The organism is Amycolatopsis lexingtonensis, assembly GCF_014873755.1.
GTDB lineage: Bacteria > Actinomycetota > Actinomycetes > Mycobacteriales > Pseudonocardiaceae > Amycolatopsis > Amycolatopsis lexingtonensis.
In genome coordinates, this window is sequence record NZ_JADBEG010000001.1 from 4,143,869 (window position 1) to 4,159,790 (window position 15,922).

Below are 15,922 nucleotides of genomic sequence, written 5' to 3' on the forward strand. Positions count from 1 at the left end.
GCGAGCGGTGCGCCCCGGTGACGGCTGCTGCTCCGGCAACCCGGCGCCCGGCGGTGTGGCCGCCCGGGGCGCGAATGTCTTTTGGTTTCCCTCGCGGGAGAGAAAGCGGTTACCAGACGGCGGCGGTGAGCGCCTCACCGAGGTCCAGCTCACGGCTGGTCTGGTTCAGGTCGGACTCGACCATCATCCGCATCAGTTCTTCGAAGGTCACGACCGGTTTCCAGCCGAGCTCGGTGCGGGCGCGCGTCGCGTCGGCGCAGAGCACCTCGACCTCGGCCGGGCGCACCAGGCTCGGGTCGATGACGACGTGGTCGCGCCAGTCGAGCCCGACGGAGGCGAACGCGATCTCGGCGGCCTCGCGGACGGTGTGCATCCGGCCGGTGCCGATGACGTAGTCGACGGCTTCGTCCTGCTGCAGCATCAGGTGCATGGCGCGCACGTAGTCGCCGGCGAAACCCCAGTCGCGGACCGCGTCGAGGTTGCCCAGCCGCAGTTCGTCCTGCACGCCGAGCTTGATCCGCGCGACCGCGCTGGAGATCTTGCGGGTGACGAACTCCATCCCGCGCCGCGGCGACTCGTGGTTGAACAGGATGCCCGAGACGCCGTACATCCCGTACGACTCGCGGTAGTTGCGGGTGATGTAGTGGCCGTAGGCCTTCGCGACGCCGTACGGGCTGCGCGGGTGCAGGATCGTCCGCTCGTTCTGCGGGGTTTCCGCGGCCTTGCCGAACATCTCCGACGACGAAGCCTGGTAGAAGCGGATCCCGCCGCCGGTGGTGGGCCGCGACTTGTCGAGCCCGCAGACCATCCGGATCGCTTCGAGCACGCGCAGCGCGCCCATGCCGTTGACGTCGGAGGTGAGCTCGGCCTGCTGCCACGACATCGGGACGAAGGAGATCGCGCCCAGGTTGTAGACCTCGTCCGGCTGCACCAGGTCCACCGCCGCGACCAGGCTCGCCTGGTCCAGCAGGTCGCCGTTGACGAAGCTCAGCTCCGTGGCGAGCTTGCTGATGCGCAGCTTGCGTGGATTCGCCTGGCCGCGCACCAGGCCCCACACCTGGTACCCCAGGCCCAGCAGGTACTCGGCGAGGTAGGAGCCGTCCTGCCCCGTGATGCCCGTGATCAATGCTCGTTTCGTCATGGTTCTCCCACGTCCACCGGCCGGCTGCGCCCACGGCTTCCCGAGACTGCCGCTGATCGGATCCCATTGGACAACCCGCCGACTCGGGAAAACATTGGAGAATCCCGGTGATCCGCCGCGATCACTGGTGTTTTCCAGTCGCGGCCGGCCCCATTCTGGCGCTTTCCTCCCATCCCCGAGCCGAGCGAGGAACCGATGGCCTTTGCCTACCCCGTGTCCCAGCCGTACCTGACCGGGCGGGAGAGCGACTACGTCACCGAAGCGGTCGGCACGGGCTGGATCTCCGCGCAGGGACCGTTCGTGCCGCGGTTCGAGGCGGCTTTCGCCGAATGGAACGGCGTCGCGCACGGCGTCGCTTGCTCGTCGGGCACGGCGGCGCTGACGCTCGCGTTGCGCGCGCTGGGCATCGGCCCGGGCGACGAGGTGCTGGTGCCCGAGTTCACCTTCGTGGCTTCGGCGTGGGCGGTCACCTACACCGGCGCGACGCCGGTGTTCGTGGACTGCCGCGACGACCTGACGATCGACCCCGCCGGTGCCGAGGCCGCGATCACGCCGCGCACCAAGGCGATCATGCCGGTCCACGTGCACGGCCGCCGGTGCGACATGGACGCCGTCATGGAGCTGGCGTTCGAGTACAACCTGCGGGTGGTCGAGGACACCGCCGAGGCGCACGGCGTCCGTCCGGTCGGCGACATCGCCTGCTTTTCGCTGTACGCCAACAAGATCGTGACGGCCGGCGAGGGCGGGATCTGCCTGACCGACGACCGGCGCCTGGCCGCCCAGATGGCGCACCTGCGCGGGTTCGCGACCGGCAAGGCCCACGACTTCGTGCACAAGAACCTGGCCTACAACTTCCGGATGACCAACCTGCAGGCGGCCGTCGCGCTGGCCCAGGTCGAGCGGCTGGACGAGATCCTGGAACTGCGCGCGCAGATCGAAAAGCGCTACGACGAGCGCCTGGACTTCCCCGGGATCACGCGCATGCCCGGCCGGGACGTGCTGTGGATGTACGACCTGCTGGCCGAGGACCGCGACGAGCTGAAGGCCCACCTGGCCGCGGCGGGCGTCGAGACGCGGGTGTTCTTCCCGCCGATGAGCCGCCAGCCGATGTACCTCGACCCGTCGTGGCGCGCGCTGAACGCGGCGAAGTTCGCGGCCGCCGGCCTGTGCCTGCCGACCCACACCGGACTGTCCGAAGCGGACCAGGACTTCATCGCCGCCCGCGTCGCGGAGTTCTACGGCGCCCACTGAGAAGCGCCCCAATGTGGCGTTGGTTGCGTCCAGCGCACCCAATGTGGCGTTCGGTGCGTCTGACGCACCGAACGCCACATTGGGGCGCTTGGGGCGAGCGGCCCTGGACGTGGAGAAGCGCCCACCGGGGGTGGTGGGCGCTTCTCGGGTGGGGCTCCGGCGGGCCGCCCGCACAGTGGGACAGACGGCCCGCCGGAAGTTCGGGGCGGTCAGCCCGCGGGCTGCTCCGCCGAATCGAGGTCGCGGGCCAGCAGCTCGACGACCTGCGTCACCGCGTCCTCGGCACCTTCGCCTTCCGCCGTCACCAGCACCTCTTCGCCGCCGCGGACGCCGAGGGCCATCAGCGCGAGGATGCTGGCCGCGTCGACCAGCTGGTTCTCGTCGCGGCCGATCTTCACCGGGACCGGCAGGCGCCCGGCCAGCTCCACGAGCAGCTTCGCCGGCCGCGCGTGCAGCCCGACGGGCGAGCCGATCACCACTTTCCTACTGGACATCAGGATTTCCCCATCTCGTGAACGCTAGTCGACCGACCGGGCCGAGAACTCTTCGACGACCTTCCGCGCCGACGGCACGTCCGGTGCCCCCAGCACTTCACCGGCCAGGATCCGGCACTGTTCCAACGTGTAGTCCTTCAACGCGGCCCGCACCGCCGGGACCGCGGACACCGACATCGACAGGCTGGTGATGCCCAGCCCCGCGAACACCGGCGCCAGGCCGGGGTCGCTCGCCGCTTCGCCGCAGATACCGGCGGGCTTACCCGCTTCCTGCGCCGCCGCGGCGACGTTGGCCACCAGCGCCAGCAGCGCCGGCTGCCACGGGTCCAGCAGCTCCCCCAGCTCGCCGAGCATGCGGTCGGCGGCGTAGGTGTACTGCGAGAGGTCGTTGGTGCCGATGCTGACGAAGTCGACCTCCGCCAGGATGTCCCGCGCCCGGATGGCCGCGGCCGGCACCTCGATCATCACGCCGACCTTGCCGATCCCGTGTTCGCGGGCCAGTTCGCGGAACGCCGCCGCCTCCGCCGGGGTGGCGATCATCGGCGCCATCACCCGGACGTCCGCGTCGTGGTCGCCCGCCGCCAGGCTGATCGCCGCCAGCTGCGCGGCGAGCAGGCCCGGGTTCCGGACGCCGACGCGGTAGCCGCGCACGCCCAGCGCCGGGTTCGGCTCGTCCTCGGTGTTGGCGAACGGGATGTACTTGTCGGCACCGGCGTCGAGCGTGCGGATCACGACCTGGCGGCCGGAAAACCCGCGCAGCACTTCGCCGTACGCCGCCCGCTGCTCCTCGACCGTCGGCGCCTCGGTGCGGTCCAGGAACAGGAACTCGGTGCGGAACAGCCCGACCCCTTCGGCGTCGGCCGCCGCGTCGGACGCCGCCCCGCCGGCGCTGCCGACGTTGAGCAGCAGCTTGACCGGGTGGCCGTCCGCCGTGGCACCGGGACCGCTGTGGGCCGCGAGCTTTTCCTTCAGTGACGCCGCTTCCGCTTCGATCCAGTGGACGTAGTCGTCGTCCGGGTCGACGGCGACCGTGCCGCGCGTGCCGTCGACCGCGATCCGCTGCCCGTCCGCCAGGCCCGCGGCGCCGGCGCAGCCGACCACCGCGGGGATCCCCAGTGCCCGGGCGACGATCGCCGTGTGGCTGGTCGGGCCGCCCTTCTCGGTGACGATGCCGAGCACCTTCGCCGGGTCGAGCAGCACCGTGTCGGCCGGCGCGATGTCCTGGCCGACGAGGACGAACGCCCCGTCGACCGCCGGGATGCCCGGCTGGGCCAGGCCGAGCGCGGCGGCGATGGCCCGGTCGCGGATGTCGATCAGGTCCGCCGCCCGCTCGCCGAGGTAACCGCCGATGGCCTCCAGCGCGGCCACGTGCTTGCCGAACGCGTCGCGGATCGCCCAGGCGGCGGGGCGGCCGCCTGCCACCCCGTCCGAGATGCCGGTCCGCAGCGACGGGTCCTGCGCCATCATGATCTGGGTGTCCATGATGGACTTCGACTCGCCCGACACCGAAGCCGCGCGCTTCTCCAGGTCCGCCACCGCCGCGTCGAGCGCTTCGGTCGCCGCCGCCAGCTCCGCTTCGGGAGCCGCCGGGGCGTCCCAGTGCTCCGGCAGCACCGGGGGCGGCGTCAGCCGCACCACCGGGCCGGCGGCCGCGCCCGGGCTCGCCGGGTTGCCGCGCAGTTCGTCAACCACCGTTGGTCGCCTCCTCAGGGTCCGCACGCACCGCTTACGCGGAAACGGTGCCCGGCTCGATCGTCACCTTGATCGCCTCGCCGCTGCTGACGATGTCGATCGCCTTCAGCACGTCCGACAGCGGCAGGTGGTGGGTGATCAGGTCGTCGACCGGCACCTTGCCCGAGGAGATCAGCTCGATTGCCTGGCGGTTGTGGTCCGGGCTGGACCCGTTGGCGCCGTAGATGGTCAGCTCCCGGTAGTGCACCAGGTTCGAGTCGCACGCGATGATCGGGTTGTCCTTCGGCAGGCCGCCGAAGAAGCTGATCCGGCCGCGGCGCGCGGTCATCTTCAGCGCGTCCTCCTGGGCCTTGCCCGCCGCCGCGGCCGTGATGACCACGTCGGCGCCGTCGCCACCGGTGAGCTCGAGGACCTTCTCGACCACGTCGACCTCGCTGCCGCAGATCGCGGCGTCCGGCTTGACGAGCTCGGCCGCCAGGTCCAGCCGGTTGCGGTTGAGCTCGACCAGGTAGACCGCGGCCGCGCCCTTGGCGCGGGCCAGCCGCACGTGCAGGCAGCCGATCGGGCCGGCGCCGACGACCACGACGACGTCGCCCTCGCCCACCTGCGCGAAGTTCTGTCCGTTGAGGACACACGCGAGCGGCTCGGCGACCGAAGCCTCGGCGTAGCTGACGCCGTCGGGGATCCGGTTGACGCCATCGACCTTGAGCACCTGCTTCGGCACGATCATGTACTCGGCGAAGCCGCCGTCGAAGTGGTAGCCCATCGACAGCTGGTTCGGGCAGACCTGCTGCAGCCCCTTGCGGCACTGCTTGCACTCGCCGCACGGGATGGCGGCGATGACCTGCACGCGGTCACCGGCCGACCAGCCCGACACGCCGGCACCGGTTTCCACGACCTCGCCGGCGATCTCGTGGCCGATCACGCGCGGCGGGTCGATGTGGTGGTGCCCGTGCCGGAAGATCTTCAGGTCGGTACCGCACGTCGACGTGTTGTGCACGCGGATCTTGATCTCGTCCGGGCCGGGCTTCGGCTCGTCCGCGTCTTCGACCCGCAGATCACCCGGCGCGTAGAAACGTGCCACCTTCATCGGGAAAACTCCTCGTCCACTTCGTTCAACAGTCGCAGGATCGTTTCGGCGTCCGGGGCCTCGCGCAGCTGCTTGACCTGTTCGGCGTCCATCAGGATCCGGGCCAGCGAGGACAGGATCCCGACCTGCTCCGAACCCTTGGCCGCGATGCCGACGCAGAGCCGGACGTCGTTGCCGTCCCAGTCGACCCCGGCGGGGAACTGGAGGATCGCCAGCGCGGTGCGCTTGACGTACTTGCGGGATTCGTCGGTGCCGTGCGGGATCGCGACGCCCTCGCCGAGGTAGGTCGACACGGACTTCTCGCGTTCGTGCATCGCGTCGAGGTACCCCGGCTCCACCGCCCCCAGTTCGAGGAGCTTCCGCCCGACCTGGGCGATCGCGTCCGCCTGGTCGGGGGCGGTGCAGCCGATGAGCACCGACTCGGGCCCGAGGATGGTGGCGTCAGTCGGCAAGGGAACCGCCGTCCCGGATCGCCTGCTCGACGCGGTCGAAGACCGGGTCGCCGAGGAAGCTCTGGAAGCCCAGGATCACCGCGCCGGTACCGGCCTTGCGGGCCCGGCTGACCAAAGTGGACTGGCACAGCACGACCTGCGCGTCCGCCGGGATCTCGTTGACCGGGGTGTGCTCGACCTTGACCGAGTACGGCTTCAGCCGCTTGGCCAGCTGGGAGGCGACCATCACGCTGCTGCCCATGCCGGCGTCGCAGGCGATGATGACCTTCTTGACTTCCTTGCCTTCGATGCTGCTCATCCTCGTGGTTCCTTCCTTCGATCGACGGTGATCGTCACGCCACCGAGCCACCGGCGGCGATCGCCGCGGCACGTTCTTCCTTGCGGGCGTCCCGCCCGAACTTGAGCAGCACCGCCGCGACGATGAACGACACGGCCGCCGCGATCACGACACCGGCGACCACGCCCAGGTAGCCGCCCTTCGGCGTCACGGCGAGCACCGCGATGATGCTGCCCGGCGACGGCGTGGCGGTCAGGCCCGCGTTGAAGATGCTGAACGTCGCGACACCGGCCGCGCCACCGGCGATCGCGGCGAGGATCAGCCGCGGGGTCGCCAGGATGTACGGGAAGTAGATCTCGTGGATGCCGCCGAGGAACTGGATGACGATCGCGCCCGGCGCGGTGGCCCGTGCGCTGCGGGCGCCGAAGAAGGTCAGCGCCAGCAGGATGCCGAGACCGGGGCCGGGGTTCGGCTCGATCAGGAACTCGATCGCCTTGCCGTCCTTCAGCGCGTCCGCCACCCCCAGCGGGCTCAGCACGCCGTGGTTGATCGCGTTGTTGAGGAAGAGGACCTTGGCCGGCTCGACGATGATCGAGACCAGGGGCAGCAGGTGCGCGTCGATCAGGCCCTGCACGCCGCTGCCGAGCGCCTTGGTGATGCCCTGCACGACCGGGCCGATGCCCAGCATGCCCAGCACCGCCATGATGCCGCCGATGATGCCGGCGCTGAAGTTGTCGACCAGCATCTTGAAGCCCGGCGCGGTCTTGCTGCCGACCTTCTCGTCCCACAGCTTGATCAGGAAACCGCCCAGCGGGCCCACGATCATCGCGCCGAGGAACATGGGGATCGACGCGCCGACCGCGATGCCGACCGTCGCGACCGCACCGACGACCGCGCCGCGCTGGCCGTGGACCATCCGGCCACCGGTGTACCCGATCAGCACCGGCAGCAGGAAGTTGATCATCGGGTCGACGAGCTCGGCGATGTGCGCGTTGGGCGCCCAGCCGCTCGGGATGAACAACGCGGTGATCAAACCCCAGGCGATGAACGCGCCGATGTTCGGCATGACCATGCCGGCGAGGTGCCCGCCGAACCGCTGGATGCTGACCCGCGCGCGTTCCGCCCTCGACGGAGTGGCTTCCTCTTCGCGCTCCGCAGTGGTAGTCATCGTTGGCTTCCTTTTCTGGGAAAGGGGTTGGGGAGGGATCGCCATCCGGCGATGGCGGTGAGCGGTCCGGGACGGCGCGCTACTCGCGCACCTTCTCGTCCCACTCCGGACGCGGGTCCACCCGCACTCGACGCGCCCCCACGTCTTCGGGACCCGGCATCGTGCTTCCGGGCAGCGACACTGCTGCCGCTCCCCAGGCGACGGCTGTGGCCAGCGCCTGCGGGCCACTCCCCCCTGCCGCCAGGAAACCGGCGAGCATCGCGTCGCCGGCACCGACCGAGCTGCGCGGTTCGGCCGATGCGTTGGCGCACCAGACTCCCGCTTCCTCCACCAGCACGGCACCCTTGCTGCCGAGACTGGCGAGAACCGTGCCCGCGCCGAGGGCGCGGAGTTCCTGTGCGGCGTCGACGACGTCCCGCACGGTGTCCAGCTGCCGGCCGACCGCTTCCTCGAGCTCGTCGAGGTTCGGCTTGACCAGCGCCGGCCCGGCCTTGACCGACGTCCGGAACGCCGGGCCGCTGGTGTCCACGACGACCTTGGCGCCGGTCGTGGCCAGGCGCGCGATCAGGTCGGCGTAGAAGTCTTCGCCGGCACCGGGTGGCAGGCTTCCCGCCGCCACCACCCATTCCGCGTCGGCCACGTGGGACATCAGCGTGTCGCACAGGGTTTCCAGTTCCGCACCGGAAAGGTGCGGCCCGCTTTCGTTCACCTTGGTGACGGTCGCGTCCGGCTCGACCACGCTGATGTTGCTGCGCACGGGTTCCGCGGTCGGCACCCGGACCACGTCGATGTTGTAGTCGCGCAGCAGGCTGATCAGGTGGTCGCCGTCGGCGCCGCCGGCCGGGACGACGGCCCGGGCCTTGAGCCCGTTGCGCACGAGCGCGCGTGCGACGTTGATGCCCTTGCCTCCCGGCTGGACACGCGCACCCGTAGCCCGGTGCAGCTCGCCCCGGATGAGCCGGTCGACCTCGATCGTCCGGTCCACACTCGGGTTCGCTGTGAGGGTCACGAACACTTCAGCACACCTCCGCCGGGGTCCTCGTTGATTTGGTTGATATTGCCTGTGTTCATCTGCGTTTGCAAGACCCAACTTCACCGGAAGTTCAACCGTTATCTTCGGAAGCAGCTGATCTTTGCGCTGTGGCCTGGCAGAACGTCGACCACGCCGCGTGGCAGAAAACCAACACAAAGCCATATCGCCAACCCCGACGCCGAGCACGACAAGGCGGGCCGGGTGGCCCTCCGATTTTCCGGAGGTCACCCGGCCCGCCACGCCGTTTCCGCACGTCACGCCGCTTCGCCCACCGTCCCGAGCGCCGCGGCTCCGGCCGGCGTCAGCCGGGCCCGCACCCGCTGCCCGACCCGGCCCGGCCGCGCCGGGGCCACCAGGCCGCGGTGTGCGAGCCCGTGGGCGGTGTACTGGTCGCAGCACACCAGCCCGTCGATGTAGAGGTCGGGCTCGCAGCTGCAAGCGATTTCCGCCCGGCCGGCCGCGACCGCGCGCAGCATCGCCCGTGCCCGGTGGGTCAGTTCGTCCGGGAGCCTCGTCGCACCCATCGCGGCCACGGCCCCGTCACCGCACGAAGTCCGGCAGCGCACGCGGAGGCCACGACCCGACCCCGAAGATGCCCATGGAGTAGGCCTTCGAGATCAGCGCCGGCCGGTTCTTCACCTTCATCTTCCGCAGCAAAGTCGTCACGTGGTACTCCACGCCGCCGCGGCTCATGTAGAGGTTGGCCGCGAGCTGGATCGTGGAGACCCCGGAGGCGACCCCTTCGAGGATGCGAGCGTCGATTTCGGACAGGATCTTCTTCTTGCCGCAGGCCACCTGGTTGCCGCGCTCGTTCTTGTCCGGCCGGAACACGACCGTCAGGCTGTCGAGCCGGTCGCCGACGCCGTGCACCGTGGAGCCGATGAACTCACCGGAAAGCGTCGTGCCGTTCTCGCGCATCACCAGGATCCGCTCGACGAACCGGCTGCGCTCACCGCGGGCCAGCAGCCGCAGCTGGTTCTCGACCTTGCTCCGCACGCTGGGGTGCAGCAGGTCGCAGAGACCGGTGCCGGTGACCGCGTCCGAGCTGCGCTCGAAAACGCGGAAGAACTCCATGCTGGCCGACACGATCCGCAACCGGTGGTCGAGGTTCACCATGCACATTTCGGGGGTGATCGCCCGCAGCGCGGGCTTGCGGGGGGCGGTCCGCGCAGCCCGGTCCGCGACCACGGCCACCTCGGCACCCACAGCCAGATCCGCAACGTCCGCACTCATGAAGGCATTCCTTTCTCCGGCTGGAAGCTGAAGCCCCGGGGCGAGAAGGCCGCCGGCTGCGAGTCATTCGCCGAGCCGTGTCTCCGGGGTGATGCAGATCATGTTATGCACGCTTGATTATCCCGGGCAACACAATCCGGACACCCGCCCTTAACACTGTGGTGCGGGGGCGGTGGGGGTACGGAGGTACGGACCGCCGTGCGGTGCGGTGCGGTACCGAACCCGGGGGCGGGCGGGCAAGCCCGCTGCCCTTTTGGCTCCTGACCTGGGAAATCCATCGGAACGGGGGTCCGTACCCCCGCACCCCGCACCGCACCCGCGTACCGAACCCCGCACGCGGGGTGCGGGGGTGCGGGGTACGGCAACGGGAATCAGCTCTCCTGGTCGAGCGCGCCGAGCCGCTCGATGAGCTCGGCGCGGCCGCTGACCTCGAGCTTGCGGTAGGTGCCGGTGAGGTTCTTCTCGACCGCACGCCGGGTGACGCCGAGGGAATCGGCGATCCGCTGGTTCGTCCAGCCCCGCACGACGAGCCGCGCGACCGCGGCTTCGGTCTTGGTGAGGTTCCCCAGGCTGTCGCCGGAAAACCGCAGCACGGGGCCGTTCAGCTCGGTTTCGCCGCTGCCGTCCAACCAGGACGCGCCGATCGCCTTGACCAGTTCCCGGCCCTCGGCCAGCAGGTCTTCGGCGTCGGGCAGGCCGGCGTCGAGCAGCCGGGTGCCCAGCACGACGGCGGTGCGGGCGCGCTCGACCACGTTCTCCGACTCGCGCAGGATGCCCGCCGCCTCCTGCAGCAGCGCGATGCCGTCCGCGCCGCCGGTCAGCATCCCTTGCAGGCGCAGGGAACGCCCGACGCTCAGCGGGGTTCCCCAGGCTTGCGCGAACTGGTCCTCTTCGGCCGCGTGCGCCTGGGCGGCGGTCAGGTCGCCGAGGCGCTGGCGCACCAGCGCCGCCCAGATCCGCCACGGGTACTGGGGTGTGTTGACCCAGCCCTCGCGTTCCAGGCGCCGCCCGCAGTCGAGGAACCGGCCCAGCGCCGTCGCCGGGTCGCCGCGGACCAGGTCGATCATCCCGCGGGTCAGCCGCCGCGCGGCGAACACGCGGTGGTCGGTGCCGTCCATCGGCGTGCCCAGCAGGCGTTCGCCGAGCTCGGGATCCTGGGTCTCCAAGGCGATCTGGGCGAGCGTGGTGACCGACCGCGCGAGCGCGTCCGGCCAGGCCTCGTGGTCGGTGCCCTCCAGCACGCCGAGCGCGATCCGCCGCGCCTTGGCCAGGTCCCCTTGCGCCAGCTTGACTTCCGCGATCTCGGCGGCGATCAGCGAAGCGGTGTCCGGCCAATGCTCCTGCGCCGCCTGCGCGGCCGCGGTCAGCGCGGGCTCGAGCACGGCGGCGCGGTCGGCGAGGACCGTGGCGGACACCAGCAGCGGCAAGGACGTGTAGGCGTGCCGCGGGTCGAGCGGCTCTTCGCTGACCAGTCGCTTGAGGACGGTCTCGACGTCGTCGGCAGGCACGCTGCCGGAAAGCACCGCGGAGTGCAGCAGCACCACCGCGAGCTCCCGGCCGGCCGGGGTGTCCAGGCGCCCGGTGGGCTCGAGTTCGGTGAGGCGGGCCAGCGCGGCTTCGCCGCGGCCCGGCTGTCCGATCCCCGGGTACCAGGTCCGGGCTTCGGCCCGCAGCGCCAGCTCTGCCGGTTCCCCGTCGCGCAGCACGGGTTCGACGGCGGCACGCACGGCCGCGCCGACGTTCGGCGCCGCCGCGGCGAACGCGGGCGGGATCCACAGCGCCGCTTCCGCCTGCTGCGGCCCGGGCGGCAGCAGCGACAACGCCTGTGACAGGTGCCGGGCCGCGGCGACCAGGTCGAACCCGCGTTCCGCGGCGGCGAGCTCGACGAGCAGCCTGCCGCGTTCTTCACTGTCGGGCGCGGTGTTCAGCAGGGCCCGGCGCAGGTAGCGCGCCGCGAGCTCGCCGGCCCCGCGCTCCAGCACGCTGCCCGCGGCCGAGCTGAGGATCCGCACTTCCCAGGGATCCTCGGCGATGCCGACCTTCATCAGCGTCTCGGCCACCCGCTCCGCCGGGCGCCCGTGCTCGTAGAGCAGCCTCGCCGCCCGCCGGTAGAGGTCCTCGCGCAGCTCGACCGGGATCGCGGATTCGATGCCGTCGCGCACGCTCGTGGTGACGAAGCCGATCCGCCCGTCCTCGCGGCCGGCCAGGCCCAGCCGTTCCAGGTGCTGCACCGCGGAGGAGTACTCGACGTCGTCGAGCCCGACGAGGTCGGCGGCGAGCCCGGGCTCGGCGAGGTCGCCGAGCACCGCGACCGCGCGGGCGAGCGCGAGCACCGCGGGCGGCTGCGACCCCAGCGACATCAGGACGCGGTGGTCGAGCAGCCGCACGGCTTCGGCTTCCGCGGCCGCGGTCTGCGCGGCGACCGGCCGCAGCCCTTCGGCGACCAGTCCGGTGAGGACGGTCGCGACGTCGGCCGGGTTGCCCCGGGAAACCTCGTGCAGCATCGCGGTGAAGGGTTCCTCGGCGCGCTCGCCGAACGCGACCTCCGCCATCGAACCGACCGCGGACCGTGAAAGCGGTGCGGGCACGACGATCCGCGCGGCCGCGGTCACCAGTTCGTGCACCAGCGGGTACTTCGGCGCCTCGCATTCGTCGGCCAGCGCCAGCGCGAGCAGGATCCGCGACCCGCTCAGCCGCTTGGCGAGGTAGCCCAGCAGGCGCAGCGATCCCTGGTCGGCCCACTGCAGGTCGTCGACGATCACCACGACCAGGTCGTCGTGGGACATCGCGTGCACCACTGTGTGCAGTCCATAGAGGACGGCTTCGGTGGGCAGGTAGTGCTCGTGGCCGTCGGTGATGAGCCGTTCTTCGGTCAGGGCACGCAGGATCTGCTCGGACGCGCCCTGGAACCACCGGTCCCGCTCGGCTTCGCCGGCCGCGACGAGCACCGGGCGGCACAGCTGCTGGGCGATGCCGAACGCGAAGTCCTCTTCGAGCCGGGTGGCGTCCGCGCGCAGCACCCGGGCGCCCGCGCCGAACGCCGCCGCCATGGTGTCCCGCAGCAGCGCGGACTTCCCGCTGCCGGCCGGGCCGCTGATCAGCAGCAGGGAACCGTCACCACCCGCGGCCGCGTTCAGCGCGGTCGCGATCGCGGCCCGTTCGGCGTCACGTTCCAGCAGCACCGGCCATCAACTCGCTGCGGAGCCGGGGCTCATCAGCTCGGCGAGCTGCCCCCGGCCGGTCACGGTCAGCTTGCGGTAGATCCGGGTCAGGCGCAGCTCCACCAAGCGGCTGCTCAGCTGCAGCGCCCGCGCGATCTCGGGGTTCGTCCGGCCCGCGGCGGCGAGCGCGGCGATGCGAGCCTCCTGTTCGGACAGTGCGCCGGCGGGGCCGCCGGGCGCGGGCCGCGCGGCGGCGTCCGGCCCGCGGCGGGCCAGCCGGCCGGAGACGTCGCGGATCTTCTCCGCGAGTCCCGCCGGCAGCAGCTGCGGCCGCAGCGTCGCCACCCGCCCGATCAGCGCGGTGGCCTCGGCGACGTCCCCGTCGTCGAGGCACGCGGCGGCGAGTTCGGTGACGGCGGTGAGGAAGTCGACGCGCCGGGCCGTCCCCTCCAGCAGGAGGACGGCGCGTTCGAGGTGCGCCCGGCGCTCGCCGCCGGTGAAGACGTCGGCCAGGTGCAGGCTGGTGGCCCCGCGCGCGCCCGGCACGCCCCAGGTTTCCGCGCGTGCCAACGCTTCCCGCGCCAGCTCGACGGCACCCTCGGCGCCGGAGCGGGCCAGCGCCAGCGCCGCGCCGGTCCGCCACGGCAGGTCGACGGGGTTGCCTTCGCGCCGTCCGGTGGTCCCGCGGCCGGCCGCGCGGAACGCTTCGAGCGCGGCGCGCGCGTCGCCCTTGGCCAGGAGCGCGCGGCCGCGTTGCAGCAGCAGGTACCCGGCGGCCAGCCCGTCGTCCGCGCCGGCCGGGAGCACCGGTGCCACCGCGCGCTCGGCTTCGTCGAGCCGCATCGCGGCCAGCGCCGCTTCCGCGCGCACGGCCCGCAGGCCGGGCAGTGCCCGCGGGTGCCACGCGGATTCGGGCAGCCGCGCCACCGCGGCGTCGAGATCGGCCTGTGCCTGGCCGAGGTTGCCGCGGCGCAGTTCGCAGCGCGCCCGCAGCAGCACGGCGTTCGCCGCGACCGCGCGAGCGCCGGTGCGGACCGCGTCCTGGTGGACGTCGGTGAGGCCGAGCACCGCCTCGGAAAGCTCGTCGGTGCACAGCAGCACCCACGCGGCCCGCAGGCGCAGGGTGTGCGGCAGGTTCGCGCGCGGCTCGAGCGCGAGCCGGGCGAATTCCCTGGCCCGGCCGGGCTCCCGGCCGCGGCGCGCGAGTTCCACCGCGGTCGTCGCCGCGCGCACCGGGTCGGTTTCCCCGGACTCCGCGGGCGGCACGTCGAACGCGGGCGCCGGGACGACCGGACCGGCCGCGCAGTCCTCTTGGGCCAGCCGGCCGAGCGCGGCCAGCGCGGACGTGCCGGCTTCGAACCCGCTGCGGCGGCGGCAGGTCGCGGCGATCACGCGGTGCGCGGTGCGGGTGTCCCCGCGGGCGAGCAGGTGGTCGGCCGCCTCGAGCAGCACCGCGCCGGAGACCTCCGGGCCGGTGTCGAGCAGGACGCGCTGCAGGCGCTGGTCGCTCAGCTCCGGTTCGTCGGCGACCTCGGCCAGCGCGAGCCCGAGCATCAGCTTCCGGCGTTCGGCCGGGCTGACCGGTTCGCGCAGCGCCCGGCCGAGCAGCCGCGCCGCGCCCGCGTCGTCCCCGAGCACCCGGCGCCGTTCGGCGGCCCGGCGCAGCGTCGCGACCGCCCACGACGCACCGACCGGGCGCACCGCGGCGAGCAGTTCGGCGAGCTGGTCGTCCGGCACCGCCGCGCGGTAAGCCAGTTCGGCGCACCGGTTCGCGAGCTCACCCCGGTCGGCCGCGCTCAGCGTGCCGAGTGCGGCGTCGGCGGTCGCGCGGTCGGCGATGCGCGTCGGCGCCCCCTCCCGCACCAGGCCGAACCCGACCAGCTGGCGCAGGGCGTCGCCGACGCGGCCGGCGAGCGGGCCGGCCAGGTTCGTCACGAGGTCGAAGTCGAGCAGCCCGCGGCACACCGCGATGGCGCGCAGCAGGGCCAAAGCGTCGGCGGGCAGCGCCGCGATGGACACGGCCAGCTCGGCGGCGCGGACGTCGGCGAGGTGCGCGGTGACGGCGGGCAGGTGCTCGGCCACCGGCCCCTGCCCGGCGGCGGCGAGCCGTTCGAGCACCGGCGCGACGAGCGCGGGCCGCCCGCCGGTGACGCGGTGCAGGCCCGCGGTGAAGCGCGGGTCGGGCAGGCTGCCGGGGAAGCGGTCGGCGACCAGCTCCCGCAGGCCGTCTTCGCTGAGCAGCCGGACGGCGACGGTGTCCCCGCCCGGCACGGCCGCGTGCTCACCGGTGGCGAGCACGGATCGCACCAGCAGCATCGGCGCCTGCTGCAGCCGGTGTTCCATGGCTTCCAGCCAGGCTTTCGAACCGGGGTCGGCCCACTGGGCGTCGTCGACGGCGATCAGCAGCGGGCCCTGGCTCGCGACGCCGACAAAGTCGCCGCACAGGGTCGGGATGGAGCGCTCGGCCGAGGCCCGGCCGCAGGAGCGCGGGCCGCCGTCGAGCCGGCAGTCGGCGTCGGCGATGTCGGCGAAGAGCCGGTTGATGACGCCGCGGTGCACGGCCGATTCCCCGGGCGAGCAGGAGGCGAAGGCGGTGATCACGCCGGCGACCCTGGCTTCCCGCACGACGGCGGCGAGCAGTGCGCTCCGCCCCGCCCCGCGCGGCCCGACGACGGTCACCTGCCCCGACCGCCCGGCCAGCACCCCGCGAATCCCCCGCCGCAGCACGGCGATCTCGTCTTCCCGCTCCACCAGCCGCGTTTCGGCGGTGCGGCGCGAGCGGTCGTCCCGCTCCCCGAGCCAGGGAACGGTGAGCACGGGCGCGGCAACGGGTGCACCGCCCGGCCGGGCGGTGACGGCAGGGCGTCCGGAGGGCAGGACAGGCGCGATCGGCCACGCCGATCCGGCACTCCCTGGTCCGGGCACCACCA

General features: G+C 72.4%; 13 protein-coding genes. 1 reads left to right on the top strand and 12 read right to left on the bottom strand.

The window, feature by feature from the left end; translation table 11 throughout:
- Positions 1–109 precede the first annotated feature (109 nt).
- Entirely contained in the window at positions 110–1,141 is a 1,032-nt protein-coding gene (locus H4696_RS18225; protein WP_086864921.1) for a GDP-mannose 4,6-dehydratase, read from the bottom strand.
- A gap of 195 nt (positions 1,142–1,336) precedes the next feature.
- Between H4696_RS18225 and H4696_RS18230 the strand changes: the two genes are divergently transcribed.
- Positions 1,337–2,392, top strand: coding sequence for a DegT/DnrJ/EryC1/StrS family aminotransferase (locus tag H4696_RS18230; protein WP_192782387.1), 1,056 nt, complete (start codon positions 1,337–1,339; stop codon positions 2,390–2,392).
- Between the two features lie 209 nt (positions 2,393–2,601).
- Here H4696_RS18230 and H4696_RS18235 read toward each other — a convergent pair whose 3' ends face one another.
- From H4696_RS18235 to H4696_RS18285, 11 genes are all read right to left on the bottom strand, one after another.
- Positions 2,602–2,886 carry an HPr family phosphocarrier protein gene (locus tag H4696_RS18235; RefSeq protein WP_086863021.1) on the bottom strand — a complete coding sequence of 95 codons (285 nt, stop codon included), beginning with the start codon at positions 2,884–2,886 and terminating at the stop codon, positions 2,602–2,604.
- Positions 2,887–2,910: 24 nt separating this feature from the next.
- Positions 2,911–4,578, bottom strand: coding sequence for a phosphoenolpyruvate--protein phosphotransferase (gene ptsP, locus H4696_RS18240; RefSeq protein ID WP_086863020.1), 1,668 nt, complete (start codon positions 4,576–4,578; stop codon positions 2,911–2,913).
- 34 nt (positions 4,579–4,612) lie between these two features.
- Entirely contained in the window at positions 4,613–5,668 is a 1,056-nt protein-coding gene (locus H4696_RS18245) for a zinc-dependent dehydrogenase (protein ID WP_086863019.1), read from the bottom strand.
- The gene (locus H4696_RS18250) at positions 5,665–6,120 is read right to left on the bottom strand and encodes a PTS mannitol transporter subunit IIA (RefSeq protein ID WP_086863018.1); all 456 of its coding nucleotides are present in this window, start codon (positions 6,118–6,120) and stop codon (positions 5,665–5,667) included. The genes H4696_RS18245 and H4696_RS18250 overlap by 4 nt, the downstream gene beginning before the upstream one ends.
- On the bottom strand, positions 6,110–6,418 hold the full coding sequence (locus H4696_RS18255) for a PTS lactose transporter subunit IIB (RefSeq protein WP_086863017.1): 309 nt from the start codon (positions 6,416–6,418) through the stop codon (positions 6,110–6,112). Before H4696_RS18255 ends, H4696_RS18250 begins: the two co-directional genes overlap by 11 nt.
- 34 nt (positions 6,419–6,452) lie before the next feature.
- A complete protein-coding gene (gene mtlA / locus H4696_RS18260; protein WP_192782388.1) occupies positions 6,453–7,565 on the bottom strand; it encodes a mannitol-specific PTS transporter subunit IIC in 1,113 nt (370 codons plus the stop codon).
- A gap of 79 nt (positions 7,566–7,644) precedes the next feature.
- Positions 7,645–8,580 (bottom strand): 1-phosphofructokinase, encoded by a 936-nt coding sequence (pfkB, locus tag H4696_RS18265; protein WP_086856994.1) that lies wholly within the window; start codon positions 8,578–8,580, stop codon positions 7,645–7,647.
- A 272-nt stretch (positions 8,581–8,852) separates the two neighbouring features.
- Positions 8,853–9,122 (bottom strand): hypothetical protein, encoded by a 270-nt coding sequence (locus H4696_RS18270; protein WP_086856996.1) that lies wholly within the window; start codon positions 9,120–9,122, stop codon positions 8,853–8,855.
- Between the two features lie 16 nt (positions 9,123–9,138).
- The gene (locus H4696_RS18275; RefSeq protein WP_225955732.1) at positions 9,139–9,831 is read right to left on the bottom strand and encodes a helix-turn-helix transcriptional regulator; all 693 of its coding nucleotides are present in this window, start codon (positions 9,829–9,831) and stop codon (positions 9,139–9,141) included.
- 371 nt (positions 9,832–10,202) lie between these two features.
- The gene (locus H4696_RS18280) at positions 10,203–13,013 is read right to left on the bottom strand and encodes an AAA family ATPase (protein ID WP_086856993.1); all 2,811 of its coding nucleotides are present in this window, start codon (positions 13,011–13,013) and stop codon (positions 10,203–10,205) included.
- Between the two features lie 6 nt (positions 13,014–13,019).
- Complete coding sequence (locus tag H4696_RS18285) at positions 13,020–15,809, bottom strand: AAA family ATPase (protein ID WP_192782389.1); 2,790 nt, start codon at positions 15,807–15,809, stop codon at positions 13,020–13,022.
- Between the last annotated feature and the right edge of the window lie 113 nt (positions 15,810–15,922).